Annotated in this window: 17 protein-coding genes; 12 read left to right on the top strand and 5 right to left on the bottom strand. The window is 61.2% G+C overall.

Annotation, left to right across the window (positions count from 1 at the left end):
* Positions 1-11: 11 nt before the first annotated feature.
* The gene (locus MFP24_RS17880; protein ID WP_249231635.1) at positions 12-716 is read right to left on the bottom strand and encodes a GntR family transcriptional regulator; all 705 of its coding nucleotides are present in this window, start codon (positions 714-716) and stop codon (positions 12-14) included.
* A 196-nt stretch (positions 717-912) separates the two neighbouring features.
* Here MFP24_RS17880 and MFP24_RS17875 point away from each other — a divergent pair, with 196 nt between their 5' ends.
* The 6 genes from MFP24_RS17875 to MFP24_RS17850 are packed head-to-tail and all read left to right on the top strand — an operon-like array spanning position 913 to position 6,334.
* Entirely contained in the window at positions 913-1,500 is a 588-nt protein-coding gene (locus tag MFP24_RS17875; protein ID WP_249231634.1) for a peroxidase-related enzyme, read from the top strand.
* A gap of 1 nt (position 1,501) precedes the next feature.
* Positions 1,502-2,707: a MalY/PatB family protein gene (locus MFP24_RS17870; protein WP_249231633.1), complete on the top strand. Its 1,206-nt coding sequence runs from the start codon at positions 1,502-1,504 to the stop codon at positions 2,705-2,707.
* Positions 2,708-2,729: 22 nt separating this feature from the next.
* On the top strand, positions 2,730-3,467 hold the full coding sequence (locus MFP24_RS17865) for an aspartate/glutamate racemase family protein (RefSeq protein ID WP_249231632.1): 738 nt from the start codon (positions 2,730-2,732) through the stop codon (positions 3,465-3,467).
* 53 nt (positions 3,468-3,520) lie between these two features.
* Complete coding sequence (locus MFP24_RS17860; RefSeq protein ID WP_249231631.1) at positions 3,521-4,639, top strand: NAD(P)/FAD-dependent oxidoreductase; 1,119 nt, start codon at positions 3,521-3,523, stop codon at positions 4,637-4,639.
* Positions 4,599-4,907 carry a (2Fe-2S)-binding protein gene (locus MFP24_RS17855; RefSeq protein ID WP_249231630.1) on the top strand — a complete coding sequence of 103 codons (309 nt, stop codon included), beginning with the start codon at positions 4,599-4,601 and terminating at the stop codon, positions 4,905-4,907. Before MFP24_RS17860 ends, MFP24_RS17855 begins: the two co-directional genes overlap by 41 nt.
* Positions 4,904-6,334, top strand: a complete 1,431-nt coding sequence (locus MFP24_RS17850) for an FAD/NAD(P)-dependent oxidoreductase (protein ID WP_249231629.1) — start codon at positions 4,904-4,906, stop codon at positions 6,332-6,334. The genes MFP24_RS17855 and MFP24_RS17850 overlap by 4 nt, the downstream gene beginning before the upstream one ends.
* On the opposite strand, the gene MFP24_RS17845 is transcribed toward MFP24_RS17850, so the two are convergent.
* Positions 6,297-7,628 carry a YidR family protein gene (locus MFP24_RS17845; RefSeq protein ID WP_407062024.1) on the bottom strand — a complete coding sequence of 444 codons (1,332 nt, stop codon included), beginning with the start codon at positions 7,626-7,628 and terminating at the stop codon, positions 6,297-6,299. The two genes, MFP24_RS17850 and MFP24_RS17845, sit on opposite strands and share 38 nt — an antisense overlap.
* A gap of 224 nt (positions 7,629-7,852) precedes the next feature.
* Here MFP24_RS17845 and bhsA point away from each other — a divergent pair, with 224 nt between their 5' ends.
* The gene (gene bhsA / locus MFP24_RS17840; RefSeq protein WP_249231627.1) at positions 7,853-8,113 is read left to right on the top strand and encodes a multiple stress resistance protein BhsA; all 261 of its coding nucleotides are present in this window, start codon (positions 7,853-7,855) and stop codon (positions 8,111-8,113) included.
* Between the two features lie 259 nt (positions 8,114-8,372).
* Here bhsA and MFP24_RS17835 read toward each other — a convergent pair whose 3' ends face one another.
* Genes MFP24_RS17835 through MFP24_RS17825 form a run of 3 tightly spaced genes read right to left on the bottom strand, consistent with a single transcriptional unit; the run spans position 8,373 to position 11,337 of the window.
* Positions 8,373-8,717 carry a metal-sensitive transcriptional regulator gene (locus MFP24_RS17835; protein ID WP_249231626.1) on the bottom strand — a complete coding sequence of 115 codons (345 nt, stop codon included), beginning with the start codon at positions 8,715-8,717 and terminating at the stop codon, positions 8,373-8,375.
* A complete protein-coding gene (locus MFP24_RS17830) occupies positions 8,701-8,913 on the bottom strand; it encodes a cation transporter (RefSeq protein ID WP_009110817.1) in 213 nt (70 codons plus the stop codon). The genes MFP24_RS17835 and MFP24_RS17830 overlap by 17 nt, the downstream gene beginning before the upstream one ends.
* Positions 8,914-8,949: 36 nt before the next feature.
* Complete coding sequence (locus MFP24_RS17825; protein WP_249231625.1) at positions 8,950-11,337, bottom strand: heavy metal translocating P-type ATPase; 2,388 nt, start codon at positions 11,335-11,337, stop codon at positions 8,950-8,952.
* Between the two features lie 370 nt (positions 11,338-11,707).
* Between MFP24_RS17825 and MFP24_RS17820 the strand changes: the two genes are divergently transcribed.
* The 5 genes from MFP24_RS17820 (at position 11,708) to ssuD (ending at position 18,811) form a co-directional block, all read left to right on the top strand.
* Positions 11,708-13,903, top strand: a complete 2,196-nt coding sequence (locus MFP24_RS17820) for a TonB-dependent siderophore receptor (protein WP_249231624.1) — start codon at positions 11,708-11,710, stop codon at positions 13,901-13,903.
* Between the two features lie 21 nt (positions 13,904-13,924).
* Complete coding sequence (locus MFP24_RS17815) at positions 13,925-15,688, top strand: ABC transporter ATP-binding protein/permease (RefSeq protein ID WP_249231623.1); 1,764 nt, start codon at positions 13,925-13,927, stop codon at positions 15,686-15,688.
* Entirely contained in the window at positions 15,685-16,446 is a 762-nt protein-coding gene (locus MFP24_RS17810) for an energy transducer TonB (protein WP_249231622.1), read from the top strand. Before MFP24_RS17815 ends, MFP24_RS17810 begins: the two co-directional genes overlap by 4 nt.
* Positions 16,447-16,622: 176 nt before the next feature.
* Positions 16,623-17,627: a sulfonate ABC transporter substrate-binding protein gene (locus MFP24_RS17805; protein WP_249231621.1), complete on the top strand. Its 1,005-nt coding sequence runs from the start codon at positions 16,623-16,625 to the stop codon at positions 17,625-17,627.
* Between the two features lie 41 nt (positions 17,628-17,668).
* Complete coding sequence (ssuD, locus tag MFP24_RS17800) at positions 17,669-18,811, top strand: FMNH2-dependent alkanesulfonate monooxygenase (protein ID WP_249231620.1); 1,143 nt, start codon at positions 17,669-17,671, stop codon at positions 18,809-18,811.
* The last annotated feature ends 491 nt before the right edge of the window (positions 18,812-19,302 follow it).

The following is a 19,302-nucleotide window of genomic DNA, read 5'->3' as shown; positions in this document are numbered from 1 at the left end:
AAGAAACAGGCTTATTCGCCCAGCTCGCGCAGCGAGAAACGGGCGCCGTTGAGATGCTGCGATAACAGCGCCGCGCAGCGTTCGCCGTCCTGCTCGATAATCGCCCGCAGGATCTCGCCGTGCTCTTCGGCCACCACCTGCCAGTCGCCGCGGCGATGGTTTAGCTGGTTGCCTTTAAAGCGGGTGCGGTAAAGACGGGCATTGAGATTGGCGTGCACTTCCACCAGCGCCTCATTGTGCGAAGCGCACACCAGCGCCAGATGAAAGGCCTGATTGGCGTGGAAATAGCGCAGCGATTCGCCGGCTTCGAACGCCGCCATCAGCGTCTGTTCATGCTGTTGCAGCACCTTGATATCGGCCGTCGTGGCGTGCTGCGCCGCCAGCCGTCCCGCCAGCTTTTCCATTTCGGTGTACACCACCAGCATGTTTTCCACTTCCCGCGCATCGAGCGACGCCACCACCACCCGTTTGTTGGGCTTCAGATCCACCAAACGCTGGGCGGCCAGCATTTTCAAGGCCTCGCGCAGCGGCGTTTGGGAGATTTGCAGGGTTTCGCAAATCGACTGCACATTGATGGGATCCCCCGGTTTCAGGATGTCCTGAATAATCAGATCCCGCACATAATCCGCCACCTGATCGGTAAGCGGACGACGGTCCACGGTTGCCGCAGGAAGCGTGACTGCGCCATCCCGCTGTGAGTCATTTATCTGTGCCATAGCGCCCTCAATGCGACCAGCATTCCCGTTTCCCGACGCCGTTGATTGCCGCCGGAATAGCCACGCCGCATATGCAATAAATGGGAATGGATAGCTGATAAAGTTTATACAATATAAAATATATATTTGTTAATTTGACAGCAACTTAGCCAACGCCTGCTGGCTTGTCAACGTCAAAAAACAGAAGGAATTTCCCATGAGCAAGTCCGGCAACAAAAAACCGGTTTCTCTTTCATGGCTTAAACTGGCGGAAGCACCGTTAACGGGCGAAGTCCTGGAAATTATCGAGCGCACGGCGGCCAACGTCGGTCATCGCCGCAACACCCAGCTGATTCTGGCACATAATCCCCCCCTGCTGATTGCGCAGGATGCGCTCAGCAGAGCGGTGAATCAACCGCAAGAGAGCGGGCTGACGCCGCGGGAAAGGGAATTGATCGCGGTGGTGGTCAGCGTGGAGAATCGCTGCGCGCCCTGCGTATTCGCCCATACCGCGACGTTACGCCAAATCAGCGGCGACCCGGTGTGGGTCGGGCAGGTCGAGGTCAACTATCGCCATGCGCCGCTCACCCTCCGCGAACGGGCGTTGGCCGACTATGCCCGGCAAATCACCCAGGCTGCGCAGGATATCGAACCCGCCCATCTGGATGCATTACGCCAGGCGGGGCTGAGCGAACGCGATATTCTCGACGCCGCCGCCATCGCCAGCTATTTCAATTACAGCAACCGCCTGAATAGCGCGCTTGGCGTTAAGCCCAATACCGAAGCCTATCTGGACGCCCGCTGAAATGAGCGCGCCGTTCGACTCGCGCCTCGCTCAGCAATTCGCCGAGCAGAATATCCTGTCGCTCGACGCCCTGCGCCGTCGGCAGAGCATGAAATGGCAACACTACGCGCTCGACGTTCTGCCCGCCTGGGTCGCGGAAATGGATTTCGCTCCGGCCCCGGCTATTACCGATGTGCTGCGCCACTGGTATCAGGATCAGGATACGGGATACCCTTACCGGCAGCGCGGCCGCGCCGAACATGCGCTGGCCCGTTCCTTCAGCCGTTATACGCTGCGGGATTTCGCCTGGGAAACCGATGCGGAAAACGTCCTGGCGGTGAATGAACTGGTGCAGGCGGTTTATCTGCTGATACAGGCGTTCAGCCGGCCCGGCGACGGCATACTGTTGCAGACGCCGACCTACCCGCCCTTTTATCAGGCCGTTGAGGAAACCGGCCGCCGCCTGCAAGCCAGCCCGCTGGTGGATAACGGGCAGGGTTACGAAATCGATTTCGCCCATCTGGAACGGCAGATCGACGCCGACACGCGCATTCTGCTGCTATGCAACCCGCATAACCCCACGGGGCGCGCCCTGCGCCGCGATGAGCTGGAAAAGCTGGCGGCCCTGGCGGAAGCCTATAATCTGCTGGTGATCGCCGATGAAATCCACGCCGACCTGGTGTTGCCGGGCCGGCGGCATATTCCGTTCGGTTCGCTGCGCCCGGCGCTGTCGGCCCGCACCGTGACCCTTAACTCCGCCAGCAAAAGCTTTAATATCGCCGGACTACGCTGCGGCCTGATGTACTTTGGCGACGGCGCGCTTAAACAGCGCTTCACCCGGCAGATCCCCGCCAAGACGCTGGGCTACCCTTCCGGCGTCGGCATCGACGCCACCATGGCGGCCTGGGATCGCGGACAACCGTGGCTGACCGGGCTGCGCCACTATCTGTTTGAACGCCGCGAACAGGTGATTACCACGCTGCGGCAGGCGCTTCCCGCGGTACGGGTCCACGCGCCGCAGGCCACCTATTTCGCCTGGCTCGACCTCGGCGCGCTAGCGCTGCCCGCGCCGGCGGGCGGGCACTATCTGCAACACGCCAGGCTGGCGCTCAGCGGCGGAGAAAACTTTATCCCGGGCGGAGAAGCGTTCGTCAGGCTCAACTTCGCCACCTCGCAGCAGATTTTGCAGCAGATACTGGAATCGTTGATCGACGCATCGCCGCACTGATACCCGCACCAGAGAGATTACAATGAGTCATCATACCCGTCATACCAGCGCCGCCCCGGCCACCCTGGGGATCCTGATGGTAAAAACGCATTTCCGCCGCTACCTCGGCGATATCGGCAATGCGGATACCTGGTCCTTTCCGGTACGCTACCGCGTGGTGGAAGAAGCCATTCCCCAGCGGATGGGACACCTCCAGCAGCACGATCTGCTGGAGCCGTTTAAACGCGCCGCCCAATCGCTGATTGACGAGGGCGTTGACGGCTTGACCACCAGCTGCGGCTATCTCTCCTATTACCAACAGGAGCTGGCCGCCTGGTCGCCGGTGCCGATCGTCACCAGCAGCCTGCTGCAATACCCGCTGGTACAACGATTATTGCCCGCGGGCAAGCAGCCGTTGATTCTGACGTTTGACGACGGCACGCTGCGGGGCGATTATCTGGCCAGGGTCGGTATCGATCCGCAGGCCGCCGTCGCCGGTATGCCGCCGGACTCGGAGTTCGTCCGCTCCATCCGTTCGGGGGATGACGGCGTCCCCTATGCGGTTTTGGAGCGCGAGGTGTTGCGAGCCGCCGAGCAGGCGCTGGCGCGCTTTCCCGATAGCGGCGCGCTGGTGCTGGAATGCACCAATCTGGCGCCGTTTAGCGCCTCGCTGCATGCGCATCTTGGCCTGCCGGTATTCGATACCGTAACATTGGTGAACTGGTTTCAGGCGGCGCTACGGCCTCGCCGCTACGACGGCGGTGAAAAATGGTGCCTGTAATCATACCGGGCGAGCGGACGATCCGCCGCTCGCCACAGGAATAACGGTCAGCTATGAATCAGCGCTATGACGTTGTGGTTATCGGCGGCGGCATTGTGGGTCACGCCATCGCCTACGGCCTGAGCCAGAAAAAGATTAGCGTGGCCGTTTGCGACGGCGGCGACGGCGACTTCCGGGCGTCGCGCGGCAATTTCGGACTGGTCTGGGTTCAGGGTAAAGGGTTGACCTGCCCGCCGTATAATGAATTGTCCCGCCTTGCCTCCGCGCAATGGCAGGATTTCGCCCACGGCCTGCAAACGAAAACCGGCATCGACTGCGGCTTTCGCCGTCCCGGCGGTTTAAACATTTGTCTTACCCCTGATGCGCTGGCGCAAGCCGAACGGGCCATGCGGCAGTTACAGCAGGGCAGCCCGCGCTTCAGCTATCAGGTCTGGAACGCGGCGACCCTGCGCCGGCGCGTCCCGGCCATTGCGCCGCAGGTGGCCGGCGCCATCTATTCGCCCCATGACGGCCACGCCAACCCGCTGCTGACGCTGCGCGCCTTGTCGCAGGCGTTTGTACAGGCGGGCGGACGCTATTTCCCCGCCGCGCCGGTCAGCGAGATCCAGCGCGATGCCGCCGGCTTTATCCTTCACACCTCGCGCGGCGACTTGCGCGCCGCGCGGGTGGTGCTGGCCGCCGGGCTGGAGAATACCCGGCTGGGGGCGCAGGTGGGATTAACTATCCCGATAGAACCGGTGCGCGGACAGGTGATGGTCACCGAACGCCTGGCGCCGCTGATTGACTATCCCAGCAATATGCTGCGCCAGACCCAGGAAGGCACGGTGATGATCGGCGACTCCCATGAACACGTGGGGCTGAACAACGACACCCGACCGGAGATCCTGAGCGGTATGGCGCGGCGGGCGCTGACGGCCTTTCCGGCGCTGGCCGGCGCGCGCATCGTCCGCACCTGGGGGGCGCTGCGCATTATGACGCCCGACGGCCTGCCGGTTTACGATACCTCCGCCAGCCACCCCGGCGCGTTCGCCGTTACCTGCCACAGCGGCGTCACGCTGGCCGCGTTGCACAGCACCATCCTGCCGGGGTGGATCCTCGGCGGGAAACTTGATCATCTTTTTGAGGCATTCAATGTCCAGCGATTTGCACTTTCACCCCTTGCCGTCGGCTAACCCCCGCTCGGTCACCATCTGGGTTAACGGCAACGCCCTGCTGGCCAGCCCGGACTGGACCATCGCCGCGGCGCTGCTGGCCAACGGTTTTACCGCCTGCCGCACCACCGCCATTGACGACCAGCCGCGCGGCCCTTTCTGTATGATGGGCAGCTGTTTCGAATGCCGGGTCACGGTGGACGACGTGCCGCACGTTCAGGCCTGCATGACGCAGGTACGCGCCGGTATGCGCATCGCGTTTACGCACGGCGCAGGGGCGGTGCAATGAACGGCCGCGACAACGCCCATCATGACGCGCCAGGCAACATCGTTGACCTGCTGATCGTCGGCGCCGGCCCGGCGGGGCTGAAAGCGGCGCAGGAAGCCAGCCAGGCCGGACTTTCCGTCTGGCTGGCGGATGAAAATCCCCTGCCCGGCGGACAAATTTACCGTAACGTCACCCGCTCGCCCGTCGGCAACGCGGAGGCGATTTTCGGCGCGGAGTACGCCGCCGGCCGCCGACTGGCCGCCGCGGCCTCTTCCCCGAATATTCGCTATCTGCCCAATACGCTGGTCTGGCAAATCACGCCGGAAAAACAGGCGTTCCTGCTGGAAAAAGGCGCCGTCACCCGCCACCATCAGATTCAGGCGCGCTTTATTTTGCTGGCCGTCGGCGCGCAGGAGCGCACCTTTCCGATGCCGGGCTGGACGCTGCCGGGCGCCATGACCGTGGGCGCGGCGCAGCTGCTGATGAAATCCGCCGGACTGCTGCCGCCGTCGCCCAGCGTGCTGGTGGGCAACGGTCCGCTGCTGTTGCTGTTCGCCGCCCAGGTGATACGCGCCGGAGGGCGGATTCAGGCCATTCTGGACACCACCGCGCCCCGCCGCTATCTCAACGCGCTGCCGCTGCTGCCCGCCGCGCTGCGCCATACGCCCGGCTATCTGTATAAAGGCTGGCGCTTACTGCGGGAAATAAAACGCGCCGGCATTCCCTATTTTTCCGGCGTCGATAACCTGGCGATTGAAGGCGATAAGCAGGTCAGCGCCGTACGCTTCACCCGGCGGGGGAAAACGCGCCGGCTGGCGACCCCCGCGGTGCTGACGCATATTGGCGTCACGCCCGCCGTCCAACTGGCCAATGCGCTGGGTTGTCGCCTGCAGTGGGATAATCGGCAGCAGTACTGGTTTCCGGAACTGGATGAGTGGCAGCGCGCCAGCCTGCCGGGGGTGTACATCGCCGGCGACGCCGGCGGCATCGTCGGCGCGCAGGCCTCCGGACTGAGCGGACATATCGCCGCGCTGGACATATTGTACGCAGCAGGCGTCATCACTCTTCAGGAGCGGGATAAAACGGCAGGCCCTATGCAGACGACGCTGCGCAACCAGTTGGCGATCCGGCCGTTTCTCGCCGCGCTCTACCCGGTGCCGCCGGCCGCTTACCAGCCGGAGGACAGCGTGACGATTTGCCGCTGCGAACAGGTCAGCGCCGGCGAGATCCGCGCGGCGGCCAAAATAGGCTGCGGCGGCGCCAACCAGCTCAAGGCGTTTACCCGTTGCGGCATGGGCCCCTGTCAGGGGCGGATGTGCGGGCAGAACGCGGCGCGGCTGCTGGCCGACGCCCAGGGAAGCGCGATGGCGGAGGTGGGCTATCAGCGCGCCCGCTTTCCCCTAAAACCCATCACACTTGCCGAGCTGGCGCAGGGCGGCGAGGAGTGAGCGCGTCCGCCGCCACGATAAAGATCTGATTGAACCCGTCGATTTCACGCATATAGGCGATACGCCGGCCGTCCGGTGAAAATACCACCGCATCGGCGCTGGGCGCCCGCTCGGTGCGGGCGGTCAGGCGCACCAACTCCCCGCTGGCGGCATCGCACAGCATAATGCTGTTATCGGCGACAAACGCCAGCGAACCGCCCTGCGGGTGCCAGTTAAACGCGGACTGCACGCCGTATTCAGCGCGGGTAACCTGCCGGGGCTCGCCGCCGTTGGGGGAGACGGTCCACAGTTGCACCACGCCCGCGTCGTCCCGCATCAGAAAGGCGATTTCGCTGCCGTCCGGCGAGGCGCGCAGCCAATGACGCGGCTGATTCGCCACGCCGGGATAACGACGCCGATGGGTGAACGTCAGCCGCCGCTGCCGTACGCCAAAGGGCGGCGCCGGCAGGGTCGTCGGCGTGCCCGCCAGCGGCGCGTCGCCCTCCCGCGCATAATCGGCCAGCCGTTCCGGCAGATCGACAATAAACGCTTCCGGCACTTTCTCGCCGGCGGACGACAGCGTATCGCCAATAAAAGCCAGCGCCCAGCGTTGCCGCGTTCCATCAGCCCGACGATAGCCGGCCGCGCCCACCCACCCCTCTTCATAAGCGCGGTTAATATCGTCGCTGCCGGGCCGGGGATGCGGCGTGGTGCGGCTGACCAGCACGCAATAGTGGCTGCCGTCATACTCGCGCGCATGCCGCTTGGCGACGGACACCGACCGCAGCGGCACCGCCACCCCCACATTGCGTAAATCCAGCGAAGGATCGTACTCATGCAGCACATGATCGTTATAGGTAAAACTTAGTCGGCTGGCGTCCGGGCTGAACACGTGCACGTGCGAGCCGCCGCGCAGCGCCCCCGCCTGGTAGGGCGGCGTAATGGAGAAAGCGTCCAGCGTCGTCGCCCGCTCGCGCTGGCTGTCGCTGACGATCGCTGCGCGCCGGTGATGGAAATCATATTGCCAGCGGTCGTCCGGGTTTTCCGGCCCGTGGATAAACGCATAGCGTAGCGGCTCCACCGGGCTACAGGTGGCGACGCCCACCTTCGCCCCCTCCCTGGCCCGATAAATAACCTCGCTTTCACGGGTATGGACGTTGATTCGCTCAATAGTCAAGCCAGTAAATGAAGATCCATAAGGACGAACATCATAGATCAACCAATTTCCATCACATGACCAGACATTAATATTGGTAAGCTGGTGACCTTCAGCATTAAACGTTAGTTGCAATTCATTATCCAAAGCAATCACCATATTTATATAAAAAATGTCAGCACATTGTAAATAAAATTCAGAATTATGTATAACTCATTGTTTTTAAATTAAAAAAATAAAAGCACATCATAAAATTTCATTCAAAAAAACAGAACAAGTATATCAATAACATCCGTTTTCCAATTAATTATCATTGGCGTAACATCTTCTCTATCGAAAGGCGACGACCTTTCTCTTCATCACTCAGAACAGGATAAGACATTATGAAAAACGTAAAAACCATCGCCGCTGTCATCGTACTGGCTACCGTTTCTTTCGGCGCTTCCGCAGCTGAACATATCTCCACCCAGCAGGCCCTACAGCATCAGAAACTGGGCGTTATCTCGGTAGCGGGCGCCAAAGACCTTAGCTCTCTGCAATCACAGCTGGCGGAAAAGGCGGAAAAAGCCGGGGCGCAAGCTTATACCATCACCTCCGCGACCGGTAATGACCTGCTGCGCGGTACGGCGGTAATCTATAACTAATAATAATGACCTGCATCATTATTACCCTCTTCCGGCTTGTCTCCTCATCAGGACAAGCCGGTTTTTTTATGGTGGGCTATCCATGCCCACCACCCTCCGGGCCGCCGCAAGCGGCGTTGAAAATCGCTCCCGGCGTTTTTTTATGGGGTGAACGGCTTAAACAGTGGATTTGTATTTAATATCAGAAGGTTAAATATACAGGCGACGCATAAACCCGAGGGGGGTATATGCAGGGATAGAGCGCCGGGGCTTCACGCCCTCAGCGCATACGCTGGATCACCTGCAATAATTCGGCAATCGCTTCCTCGCCGCCGTCTTCCAGCACGGCCTTGCGCACGCAGCCGTTGGTATGGTCGGCAAGCAGTTGGTTCGCCACCGCGTTCAGCGCGGAGCGCGCGGCGGAAATCTGGTTGAGGATGTCGACGCAATAACGATCCTGCTCAATCATCTGCCCGATGCCGTTAACCTGGCCGTTAATGCGGCTCAGCCGGTTCAGCAGCGCCTTTTTACGCGGCTGGACGACCCGGCGCTCATCGTGCGCGTCGACATTATTCGCCGCCTCGTCGGAGGCGGCGCAAAACTCGCACTTACGCGACGACGTCAAAGCCGAGACCTTCGACGGTGTCGCGGAAGACGTCTGGATTGGCTTTTTCTGTCTCATCGTACTCCACGTTGACCAGACCGGTTTCCAGCGTGACTTCCACACCCTGAACACCATTAAGCGCGCCTAACGCATTCTTGACCTTACTGGCGCAACCGCCGCAGGCCATCCCTTGGACGTTGATTGTAGCATAGGACATAAAATACTCTCCATTTCGCATTGTTCGGGGCCGGGCTCAGTCACGCCGCGTCGGCTTCCAGTAACGTAGCAACAGTGAATTGCTCAACACGGAAATCGAGCTGAGCGCCATAGCAGTACCGGCAATAACCGGATTGAGTAACGACAACGCCGCCAGAGGAATACCCAGCACGTTGTAGATAAAAGCAAAAAACAGGTTCTGTTTGACCTTGCGCAGCGTGGCGCGCGACAGGCTGACGGCGTCAATCAGGCTGCTTAGCCGGTTGCTCATCAACACCACGTCCGCCGTATCCAGGGCGATATCCGAACCGGCGCCGATGGCAAAGCCAATGTCCGCCGCCGCCAGCGCGGGCGAATCGTTGATTCCGTCCCCGACCATGCCGACGCAACGCCCGGCGGCCCGCAGGCGCTCGATTTCCGCCGCCTTATGTTCCGGCAATACCTGGGCGACAAACCGCTGGATGCCCAGCTGCGCAGCAATAGCCGCGGCGACGCGCGGGTTGTCCCCCGTCAGCATCACCACCTCGATCCCCTGCGCCTGCAAGGCGCGCACCGCGTCGCGCGCGTCCTCCCGCAGGCGATCCTCCAGGCCGATATACCCCAGCAGCCGCAGGCCGATCGCCACGGCGATCACCGTTTTGCCCTGCGCTTCCAGCGCGGCGATGCGCTGATTATCGACGGCGACGCCCCGTTCGGCCAGAAATGCCGGCGAGCCCAGCAGCCACTCATCCTCTGCCACTTCGGCTCTGACGCCCCGGCCGATAACGGCTTGAAAGGCGCTCACCTCCGCCGCCTCCACGCCCGCCGCGCGGGCGTAATGCGCCAGCGCCCGTCCTAAAGGATGTTCCGAATGCTGCTCCAGAGAAAGCGCCACCTGGAGCAACGCCGACTCGGTTACCCCCTCTTGCGGCCGTACATCGCTTACCGACGGTTTTCCTTCGGTTACCGTCCCGGTTTTATCGACAACCAGAACCTGCAGGCGCTGTACCTGTTCCAGCGCATTGGCGTTGCGGAAAAGAATCCCCGAACGCGCGCCCTGCCCGGTCCCCACCATAATCGCCGTAGGCGTCGCCAGCCCCAGGGCGCAAGGGCAGGCGATGACCAGCACGGCGACGGCGCTCACCAGGCTGGCGGCGAACTCCCCGCTGATAAGCCAGTGCGTCAGCCACGTCAGCAGCGCAATGCCGACCACCGTCGGCACAAACACCGCGGAAATCTTATCCGCCAGGCGTTGTACCGCCGCTTTTGAACCCTGCGCGTCCTCCACCATGCGAATAATGCGGGCAAGCGCCGTATTGCTCCCCACGCCGGTCGCCCTGACGCGCAGTACGCCGTTCTGATTGAGAGTCGCCGCATACACGTCGGCGCCCGCGCCTTTGACCACCGGGACGCTCTCTCCGGTCAGCATGGATTCGTTCACCTCGGACAGCCCGTCAAGGATCACCCCGTCCACCGGGATGCTCTCCCCCGGGCGCACCACAAAAACGTCATCGACGCGCAGAGCGGCCACATCGCGATCCTCCAGCGCGCCGTTGATCTCTACGTGGGCGATGGGCGGCTGCAGATTCAATAGTCCTTCAATCGCCGCGCCGGTTTTCGCTTTCGCCCGCCCCTCCAGCAGCTTGCCCAGTAAAACCAGGGTGATAATCGCCGCGCTGGCCTCAAAATAGAGGTGGCCGTGCGCGTCGGTCAGCAGCGTAAACACGCTGAAAAGGTAGGCGACGCTGGTTCCCAGGGTGACCAGCACATCCATGTTCGACGAGCCGTTGCGCAACGCGCTCCAGGCGCGGCGATAGAAATGACGGCCGCTCCAGAACTGAACCGGCGTGGCCAGCAGCCATTGCAGCCAGCCGGGCAACATATGCCCCTGCCCCCAGAACATGGCCGCCATTTCAATCATCAAAGGCAGCGTCAATACGGCGGCGATCAGGAATTCCCGCCGTTCGCGGCGCCACGTCTTTTCACGCCGTTCGCGCTCGGCGCCGCGTCGCCCTTCATCAATTACCTGCGCCAGATAGCCGCCGCGTTCAATCTGCCGCACTATCCGCTCCGGATTGATCAGGCCGGGAACGTAGCGCACCGCGGCGCGTCCGCTGGCAAACCGCACCGTGGCGTTTACCCCCTCCAGCGCATTAAGTTCAGCCTCAATACGCTGCGCGCAACTTTCGCCGCTCAGGCCGGTTAACTCCAGCGTCAGGTTTTGCTCCACCACCTCGAACCCCAGTTTCCGTATCGCCGCCACCACCTCATGGGAGGTGCTGGTTTCCGGTTGCAAACGGACTCTGGCGCGCTCGCTGGCGAAATTAACGTTGGCTTCCACGCCCTGCAGGCGGTTGAGGACGCGTTCAATGCGTGCGGCGCAGGCCGCGCAAGACATACCGCCTATCGGCAGATGAAAAGAGAGGGTCTCGCTCTTGTTGGTCATGGTGTTGTTATCCTTCGGCTCCCGGTAAAAAGACCGTCCTTTATCGGTCTCGTCGGCTGCCGATAAAATACCCCTAGAGCTAAAAATTTTATACCCCACAAGGGTATTATTATCAAAATACTATATAACAAATTTAGATATGCTTTATTTTCAATAATATAAATCCTATCATTACAAAATTGATAAAAATATATCCAAAAAAATCATTTTTAATACTGCGCCATCCTTTCTAGCATCAGATCGATTTTCATATACCCCCATGGGGTTTATCAGATAACAAAAATGGCAAATCTGTTCATGCGTTCTGAACAAAAATTAATATAACCAACTAATTATAAAATATTACCCACTCAGACAAGGGATGGAAATAATGACATTCTCCGCTATACGCCATAACAGGCGATCGAAAAGGTTCCAACTGAGCGCGACGGCGGTACTGGTATCCGGCCTGCTGTTCGGCGCCGAAACCGCCTTTTCCGCTACAGACTCGTCAACGGATACCCCCTCCGAGGAAGGCACTAACGCCGTTACGTTAAAGGGCATAACGGTCTGGGGGCAGGCGCCGACCGAAGACACCGCCTCCTATACCGCGCAGGACGTCACCGTGGCCGGCAAGCTGCCGACGGCGCTGAAAGACATTCCGCAGTCGGTCTCCGTCGTCACCCGCCAGCGTATCGAAGATCAGAACCTCACCACGCTGGACGATGCGCTGCAGCAGGTCACCGGCGTTACCGTCACGCCCAACGACACCGAAACCAGCCAGTACCGCTCCCGCGGCTACAGCCTCAACACCACCATCGACGGCGTTCCGGTGTATAACGGGCTGGGCGGGTCGGAGCAGTTCGATCTGGGCATCTACGACCGGGTGGAGGTGCTGCGCGGCCCGACGGCGCTGCTGAGCGGCAGCGGCGACCCCGGCGGCGTGGTCAACGTCGTCACCAAAAAACCGCGCGACAGTTTCGCCGTCAGCGGCGCCCTGAGCGCGGGCAGCTGGGACAACTACCGCAGCGAGATCGACGTCACCGGGCCGCTGAACGACAGCGGCACCCTGCGCGCCCGCGCGGTGGGCATCTGGCAGGATCGCGACTTCTTCTACGACAAGACCCACCAGGAGAAGAAGGTGTTCTACGGCGTGGTGGAATACGATGTGACGCCGGACACCACCCTGTCGCTGACCTTCGCGGACCAGATCAATAATATCGACGCCCCCTATTCCGGCCTGCCCGCCTATGCCACCGGCGAACTGCTGGACGTCTCCCGCTCGCTCAACCCGAGCCCCGACTGGAGCTGGAGCAACACCCATACCCAGGAGTACGTGGCGGGACTGGAGCAGCGCTTCCACAACGGCTGGACGCTGACCGGCAAGTTCCGCTATCTGAACAAGGACAAGGCGTATAAGGATACCTTCGTCTCCTCCGGCGTAAATCCGGACACCTATACCATCAACTACTTCTACAACCGTCAGTACGATTACGAGTACCACCGCTACGCGCTGGACGTGTACGCCGGCGGCCCCTTCACCCTGTTCGGCCGCGAGCATCAGGCGCTGATCGGCTATAACTACGACGATTTTATCAACGAATACGCCGGCAACCGGCTGGGCGGCAGCCGGGCGGAGGATGTCAGCCTGTTCGATTCCTCCTCCGTGCGGGAATACGACGTAACGCCGACCAACGGCTCGCGCACCCGCACCATCCAGAGCGGTTTCTACGGCCAGACCCGGCTGAAGCTGCTCGATCCGCTGACCTGGGTGGTCGGCGGGCGCGTCAGCGACTTCAGCATCAGAAGCCGCAATCTCTATCCTTCCACGCCTACCGCATGGCGCAAGGGCTCGTCGGCCAACGGCGAGGTAACGCCCTACACCGGCCTGATCTATGAACTGACGCCGCAGATCTCCGTTTATGGCAGCTACTCCGAGATCTTTATTCCGCAGGACGACGAGCGCGTGGACGGTTCGACCCTGGATCCTCGTCAGGGCAAACAGTACGAGACCGGGATCAAGGGCAGTTTCTACGACGGCGCGCTGAACGCCTCGCTGGCGCTGTTCCGCATCACCGACACCAACCGGGCGTATGAAGATCCGGACAACCCGGACTACTACCTCGCCGCCGGCAAGGTCAGGAGCGAGGGCTGGGAAGCGGAAGTCAGCGGCAGCCCGCTGCCGGGCTGGGATATCACCGCCGGATACGCCTTCCTGCATACCCGTTATCTGAAAGATGATACCGAGAGCGGCTCTTTCAGCCTGGGCGAACCCAAGCACAGCTTCAAGCTGTGGAACCACTACCGTTTCGCCGGCGGCGCGCTGGACGGGCTCGGCGTCGGCGGCGGACTTATCGCGGTGAGTTCCTACAGCGGGACGCGGGGCAATTCCGGCGATCGCTATCAGGGAGGCTACGCCCTGCTGAACGCGGCGATCAGCTACCCCATCAACAAGAACCTCACCCTATCGCTCAACGGCGAAAACCTGACCGATCGCAAATACTATTCCAGCGTCGGCGGTCTGGGCACCTACAACACCTATGGCACGCCCCGTAATTTCACACTCTCATTGCGTGCGAAATTCTGACCCCGTTGATATGAGGAAATAATGAACAAACCCATATCGACATCCATGCTGCTGGGCGCTTACTGGCGCTCGGAGGAGAAATGGTCGGCCATTGGCCTGCTGGCGCTGGTTATCCTGTTGAAGATGGGTACCGTCTATGCGGCGGTGGGGATCAGCAACTGGCAGCGAAATTTTTTCGATGCGCTGGTGGACCACCGCCGCGAGGCGATCGGGACGCTGATGCTGACGCTGCTGTTGCTGGTCAGTATCGCGGTGCTGGCCAAGGCGTTCAGCGTCTGGTTCAGCCAACTGCTCACGCTGCGCTGGCGCAGCTGGCTGGTCGATGTGTTTTTACGGCGCTGGCTGCACCAGCGCGCCTACTACCGGCTGGAGAAAAGCGCGCAGGCCGATAACCCGGACCAGCGCATCGCGGAAGACCTGCGCCTGCTGGCGGAAAAGAGCCTGGAGCTGCTGCTGGAACTGATCACCAACGTCGCCAACGCCATCTCGTTTTCGGTGATCCTGTGGGGGCTGTCGGGAACCTTGCCGCTGTCGCTGCTGGGTTTTGACATTGAGATCCCCGGCTACATGCTGTGGGTGGGCATCGCCTATGCGCTGTTCGGTTCGTTGGTGATGGAAAAGATCGGCCGCCCGCTGGTCGGGCTGGGTTATCAGCAGCAGCGCTATGAGGCGGATTTCCGCTATCAGCTGATGCGCATACGGGAAAATGCGGAGCAGATCGCCTTCTACCGTGGGGAAGGGGAAGAGAACCGGCGCTTTCGCGCCGCCTTTGGCGCCATTGCCCACAACTGGCGCGGACTGATGCGGTACTCAAAGCGGGTCGCGTTTACCGAGACGCTCTACATCGAGGCGGGCAGTTTCGTCTCTTACCTGTTCACCGTGCCGCGTTATTTCGCCGGTCAGCTAACCATCGGCGGCGTGATGCAGATGAGCACCGGTTTCGCCCGGCTGCGCACCGCGCTTTCCTGGTTTCTGTTCAACTACCAGGATCTGGCGCTGCTGCGCGCCGTGCTGCGACGGCTGCGCGAGTTTGACCAGCTGTTATCTCAGCAGGCGTCCAGCAACATCAGGGTAACGCCGGCGGCGGAGCGCACCTTGCGCACTCGCGGTCTGTGCCTGCATCTGCCCAACGGCGCACCGCTGTGCGCCATACCCGATATCGCCATCTCCGCCGGCGAAAGCTGGGTGATCCGCGGCCATTCCGGCAGCGGCAAGAGTACGCTGCTGCGCGCGCTGGCGGGACTGTGGCCCCACGGGCACGGCGAAATCGCCTTTCCCGCCGGCCACGCGCTATTCCTGCCGCAAAAGAGTTACCTGCCGTCCGGGACGCTGCGGGACATTCTGAGCTATCCGGGCCCCGTTCTTGACGGCGAGCGCTGCCGCGACGCCATGGTACGCGTGCGGTTGGCGCACTACCTGCCGCTGCTGGATAAGACCGACGCCTGGGAAAAACGCTTTTCGCCCGGCGAACAGCAGCGCCTGGCCTTTGCCCGCGTGCTGCTGCAACGCCCCGACTGCGTTTTCCTCGACGAAGCCACTTCCGCGTTGGATCAGGATACCGAAAGCCACCTGTACCAATTGCTGCGTGAAACGCTGCCCGAAACCACGGTGATCAGCATTACCCATCACGAAAATCTGGCGCACTGGCACAGCCATACCCTGGCGATCGCGCCCTGCGACCACCCCGGCGATGCAGCGGACGAGCCCACGGATCACCAGGAAAAAACCTCCCCGCAGCGCGATACGCCATCAGAACCCCTCTCCGTCGTCAGGGCGCAACCATGAAGCATTTTTCCTCCACGTCAATCATCGGCGGCAAAGGCGAAAAGATCCTGACAGTCCTGCTGGCGGCGGCGCTGCACGCTCTGGCGATCTATTTACTGATTTCCTCGCCGTTATCAACGCCGGCCATTCCCCAGGCCGCTCCCAGGGTTACGCTTGAACTGGCGCTGGCCGCTGCCGCCGAGTCAACGCCCAACGCAGCGGAAACCCCAGCGACGAAGACGGCTCCCGCGCCCGTCGAGGAGCCGCCGAGCCAAGACAGCCCCCCGGCGGCGGATAGCCCGGCAACGGCGCAGCCTGAACCCGTCGCGCCGCCGAAACCGCCGGAAAAACGCCCGGAACCCAGACGGACCGCAAAGGCCCGCCCCCAGCCGGCGTCGCAACGAACGCCGTCGCCCCCGGCGGACGCCCCCTCGGCTGGCGCGAGCGCCGCCGAAACATCCTCAAAGCCGGCGACGGCGGCCGCGCCGACGGGAACGCTTACGCCCGCCTCCGCCAGCGCCGCCCACCTGAACAACCCGGCCCCGCGCTATCCGGCTATGGCGCTTAAACGCAAATGGCAGGGAACCGTCACGCTGCGCGTGCGCGTACTGGCAAACGGTAAACCCGGCGAGATTCAAATTGTAAACAGCAGCCGCTACGACATGCTCGATCGGGCGGCCATCGACGCCGTTCGCCAGTGGACGTTCGTCCCGGCGCAGCGCGACGGCGCGCCGCAGGATAGCTGGGCCAGCTTCCCCCTGAGTTTCAAATTGCAATAACGCGTTAGAGATTGCCATCGTTGCCGCGCGAATGGCACTTTCTGTTTTTAACTATAAAAACCAAAAATTGAGATTTAAAAAAATCTCGCCGCGCCTGTTATGGTTATCCATTCGATGTTGCGCATTATCACTTTATTTTAATTTTTGGTTATTTTAGTCATAAAGGTACGCTGTTCATGATGAAGGACTCAACGACGTCACCGGGTTCGGGAACCCCAGGACAACGCAGCACATTTCTGCACCGCGCGTTCGCGGCAATCATTACCCTTGCCGCCCTGTTTACCGGCGGCGCCCAGGCGCAGGACAGGGCACCGGAGCAGCTGCGCATCGGCTTTCAAAAAGGGTCCATCCCTCTGGTGCTGGCCAAATCCCATCAGCTGCTGGAGAAACGTTTTCCGCAGACCAGGATCAGCTGGATTGAATTTCCGGCCGGTCCGCAAATGCTGGAGGCGCTTAACGTCGGCAGTATCGATCTGGGCAGTACCGGCGATATCCCGCCTATTTTCGCCCAGGCCGCCAGGGCGGATCTGCTGTACGTCGGCGTGGAGCCGCCCAAACCCCTGGTCGAAGTGATCCTGGTGCGCGAAGATAGCCCGATAAAGAGCGTCGCCGATCTGAAAGGGCGCAAAATCGCCTTTCAGAAAGGCTCCAGCGCGCACAATACGCTGCTGCAGCTATTGCAAAAGTCGGGTTTGGCGTTCAGCGATATTAAGCCGATCTACCTCACCCCGGCCGACGCCCGCGCCGCATTTCAACAAGGCAACGTCGACGCCTGGACCATCTGGGACCCCTATTACTCCGCCGCGCTGGTCGAAGGCGGCGTCCGGGTGCTGGCCGACGGCACCGGCCTGAACAAGACCGGCTCTTTTTACCTGGCCGCCCGCCCCTATACCGAACAAAACGGCGCCTTTATCGGTCAGGTGCTGGAGGTGCTGACCCAGGCCGATGCGCTGACGCAGAGCGATCGCGCGCAGAGCGTCACGCTGCTGGCGAACGCGGTCGGCCTGCCGGAAAAGGTGATTGAGACCGCGCTCAGCCACCGTCCGCCCTCCACCATCAAACCGCTGGATGCCGCCACGATCAAAGCCCAGCAATATACCGCCGACCTGTTCTATGAAAACAAACTGGTGCCGGTGAAAGTGGATGTCGCGCAACGCGTCTGGCATCCCCATACGCACTAATTCCGGCGATCGCACGCGATCGCCGCTCAGGAGATAACGCCATGAGCCTTAACGTATTCTGGTTTCTACCCACCCACGGCGACGGCCGCTACCTTGGCAGTTCGGAGGGCGCCCGCCATGTGGATTACAACTATCTGCAACAGGTGGCGCAGGCCGCCGAGCAGCAGGGATTCGGCGGCGTATTGCTGCCCACCGGCCGCTCCTGCGAAGATTCCTGGCTGGTTGCCGCCTCGCTGATCCCGGTGACGCAGCGGCTGAAATTTCTGGTTGCGCTGCGCCCCGGCGTCATCTCGCCGACCACTGCCGCGCGCCAGGCCGCCACGCTGGACCGGCTGTCGAACGGCCGGGCGCTGTTCAATCTGGTCACCGGCGGCGACCCGGAAGAGCTGGCCGCCGAAGGGCTGTTTCTCGATCATGACGAGCGTTATGAGGCGTCCGCCGAATTTACCCACATCTGGCGCCGGCTGCTGGAAGGGGAAACCGTCGACTTTGACGGCAAGCACCTTCAGGTGAAAGGCGCCAAACTGATTTATCCCGCGGTGCAGCAACCGCGCCCGCCTCTCTATTTCGGCGGTTCGTCCGCAGCGGCGCAGGATCTGGCGGCCGACCAGGTCGATCTCTACCTGACCTGGGGCGAACCGCCCGCGCAGGTGAAGGAAAAGCTGGACGAGGTGCGCGCCAAGGCGCAGGCCAAAGGGCGCCAGGTGCGATTCGGCATCCGCCTGCACGTGATCGTGCGGGAAACCACCGAGGAAGCCTGGCAGGCCGCCGATCGGCTGATCTCACATCTGGACGATGAGACCATCGCCGCCGCGCAGGCCGCCTTTGCCCGCTTCGACTCGGTCGGACAACAGCGGATGGCGGCGCTGCACGGCGGTAAAAAGGACAATCTGGAAATCAGCCCGAATCTGTGGGCCGGGGTGGGACTGGTGCGCGGCGGCGCCGGCACCGCGCTGGTGGGCGACGGTCCGACGGTGGCGGCACGCATTCAGGAGTATGCCGATCTCGGCATCGATACCTTTATCCTTTCCGGCTATCCGCATCTGGAAGAGGCCTACCGGGTCGGCGAACTGCTGTTCCCCCATCTCGATCTGGCGCATCCCACGCCGCTGCGCTCGGTGGAAGCGTCCGGAGAAACCGTCGCCAATCGGTATATTCCGCCGCGGAAAGTGTCGCAGAGCTGAGGGGCGGGGCGAGGGTAAAACGCGCGCAGCCGACACCTGCGCGGTGAAAAGCCCCTATAGCTGGTGAAGCCGCTTTCTGCGGATATTTATCGGATCATTTTGTACTTCTACTCTGCGAAATGGGCATTCCGACATGTTTTTCACCTTTAAACAAGTATGTAGGTGATTGATATTATTTATCTAATACAGATTGTGGCGCCATATCGTCTGTAACGATCTTTTATTCAGATGATTCTCAACCGTTTTCCAAAACAAGTAGGCCGGAAAGACTGGTATCCTATTTTTAAATTCGAGGGATATCATAAGGTCAGGTAAAAAAATCCTCTATCCTCTGCTCTTTATCGTTATCACCGCCTGTCTGGTAAGAAGCCGAATCTTGCTAAACGTGGCCGATAGCATTCTTATGTCCATTGATCGGACATGCCGGGCATCATCCATTCAATGCACCGGCAGTGATTACGATCTGGCTTTGCTGATAACCGCACTGGCTG

The organism is Brenneria tiliae, from assembly GCF_023347575.1.
Taxonomy (GTDB): domain Bacteria; phylum Pseudomonadota; class Gammaproteobacteria; order Enterobacterales; family Enterobacteriaceae; genus Brenneria; species Brenneria corticis.
Note: the sequence above shows the minus strand (reverse complement) of the source record. Positions and strands in the feature narration are given on the sequence as shown.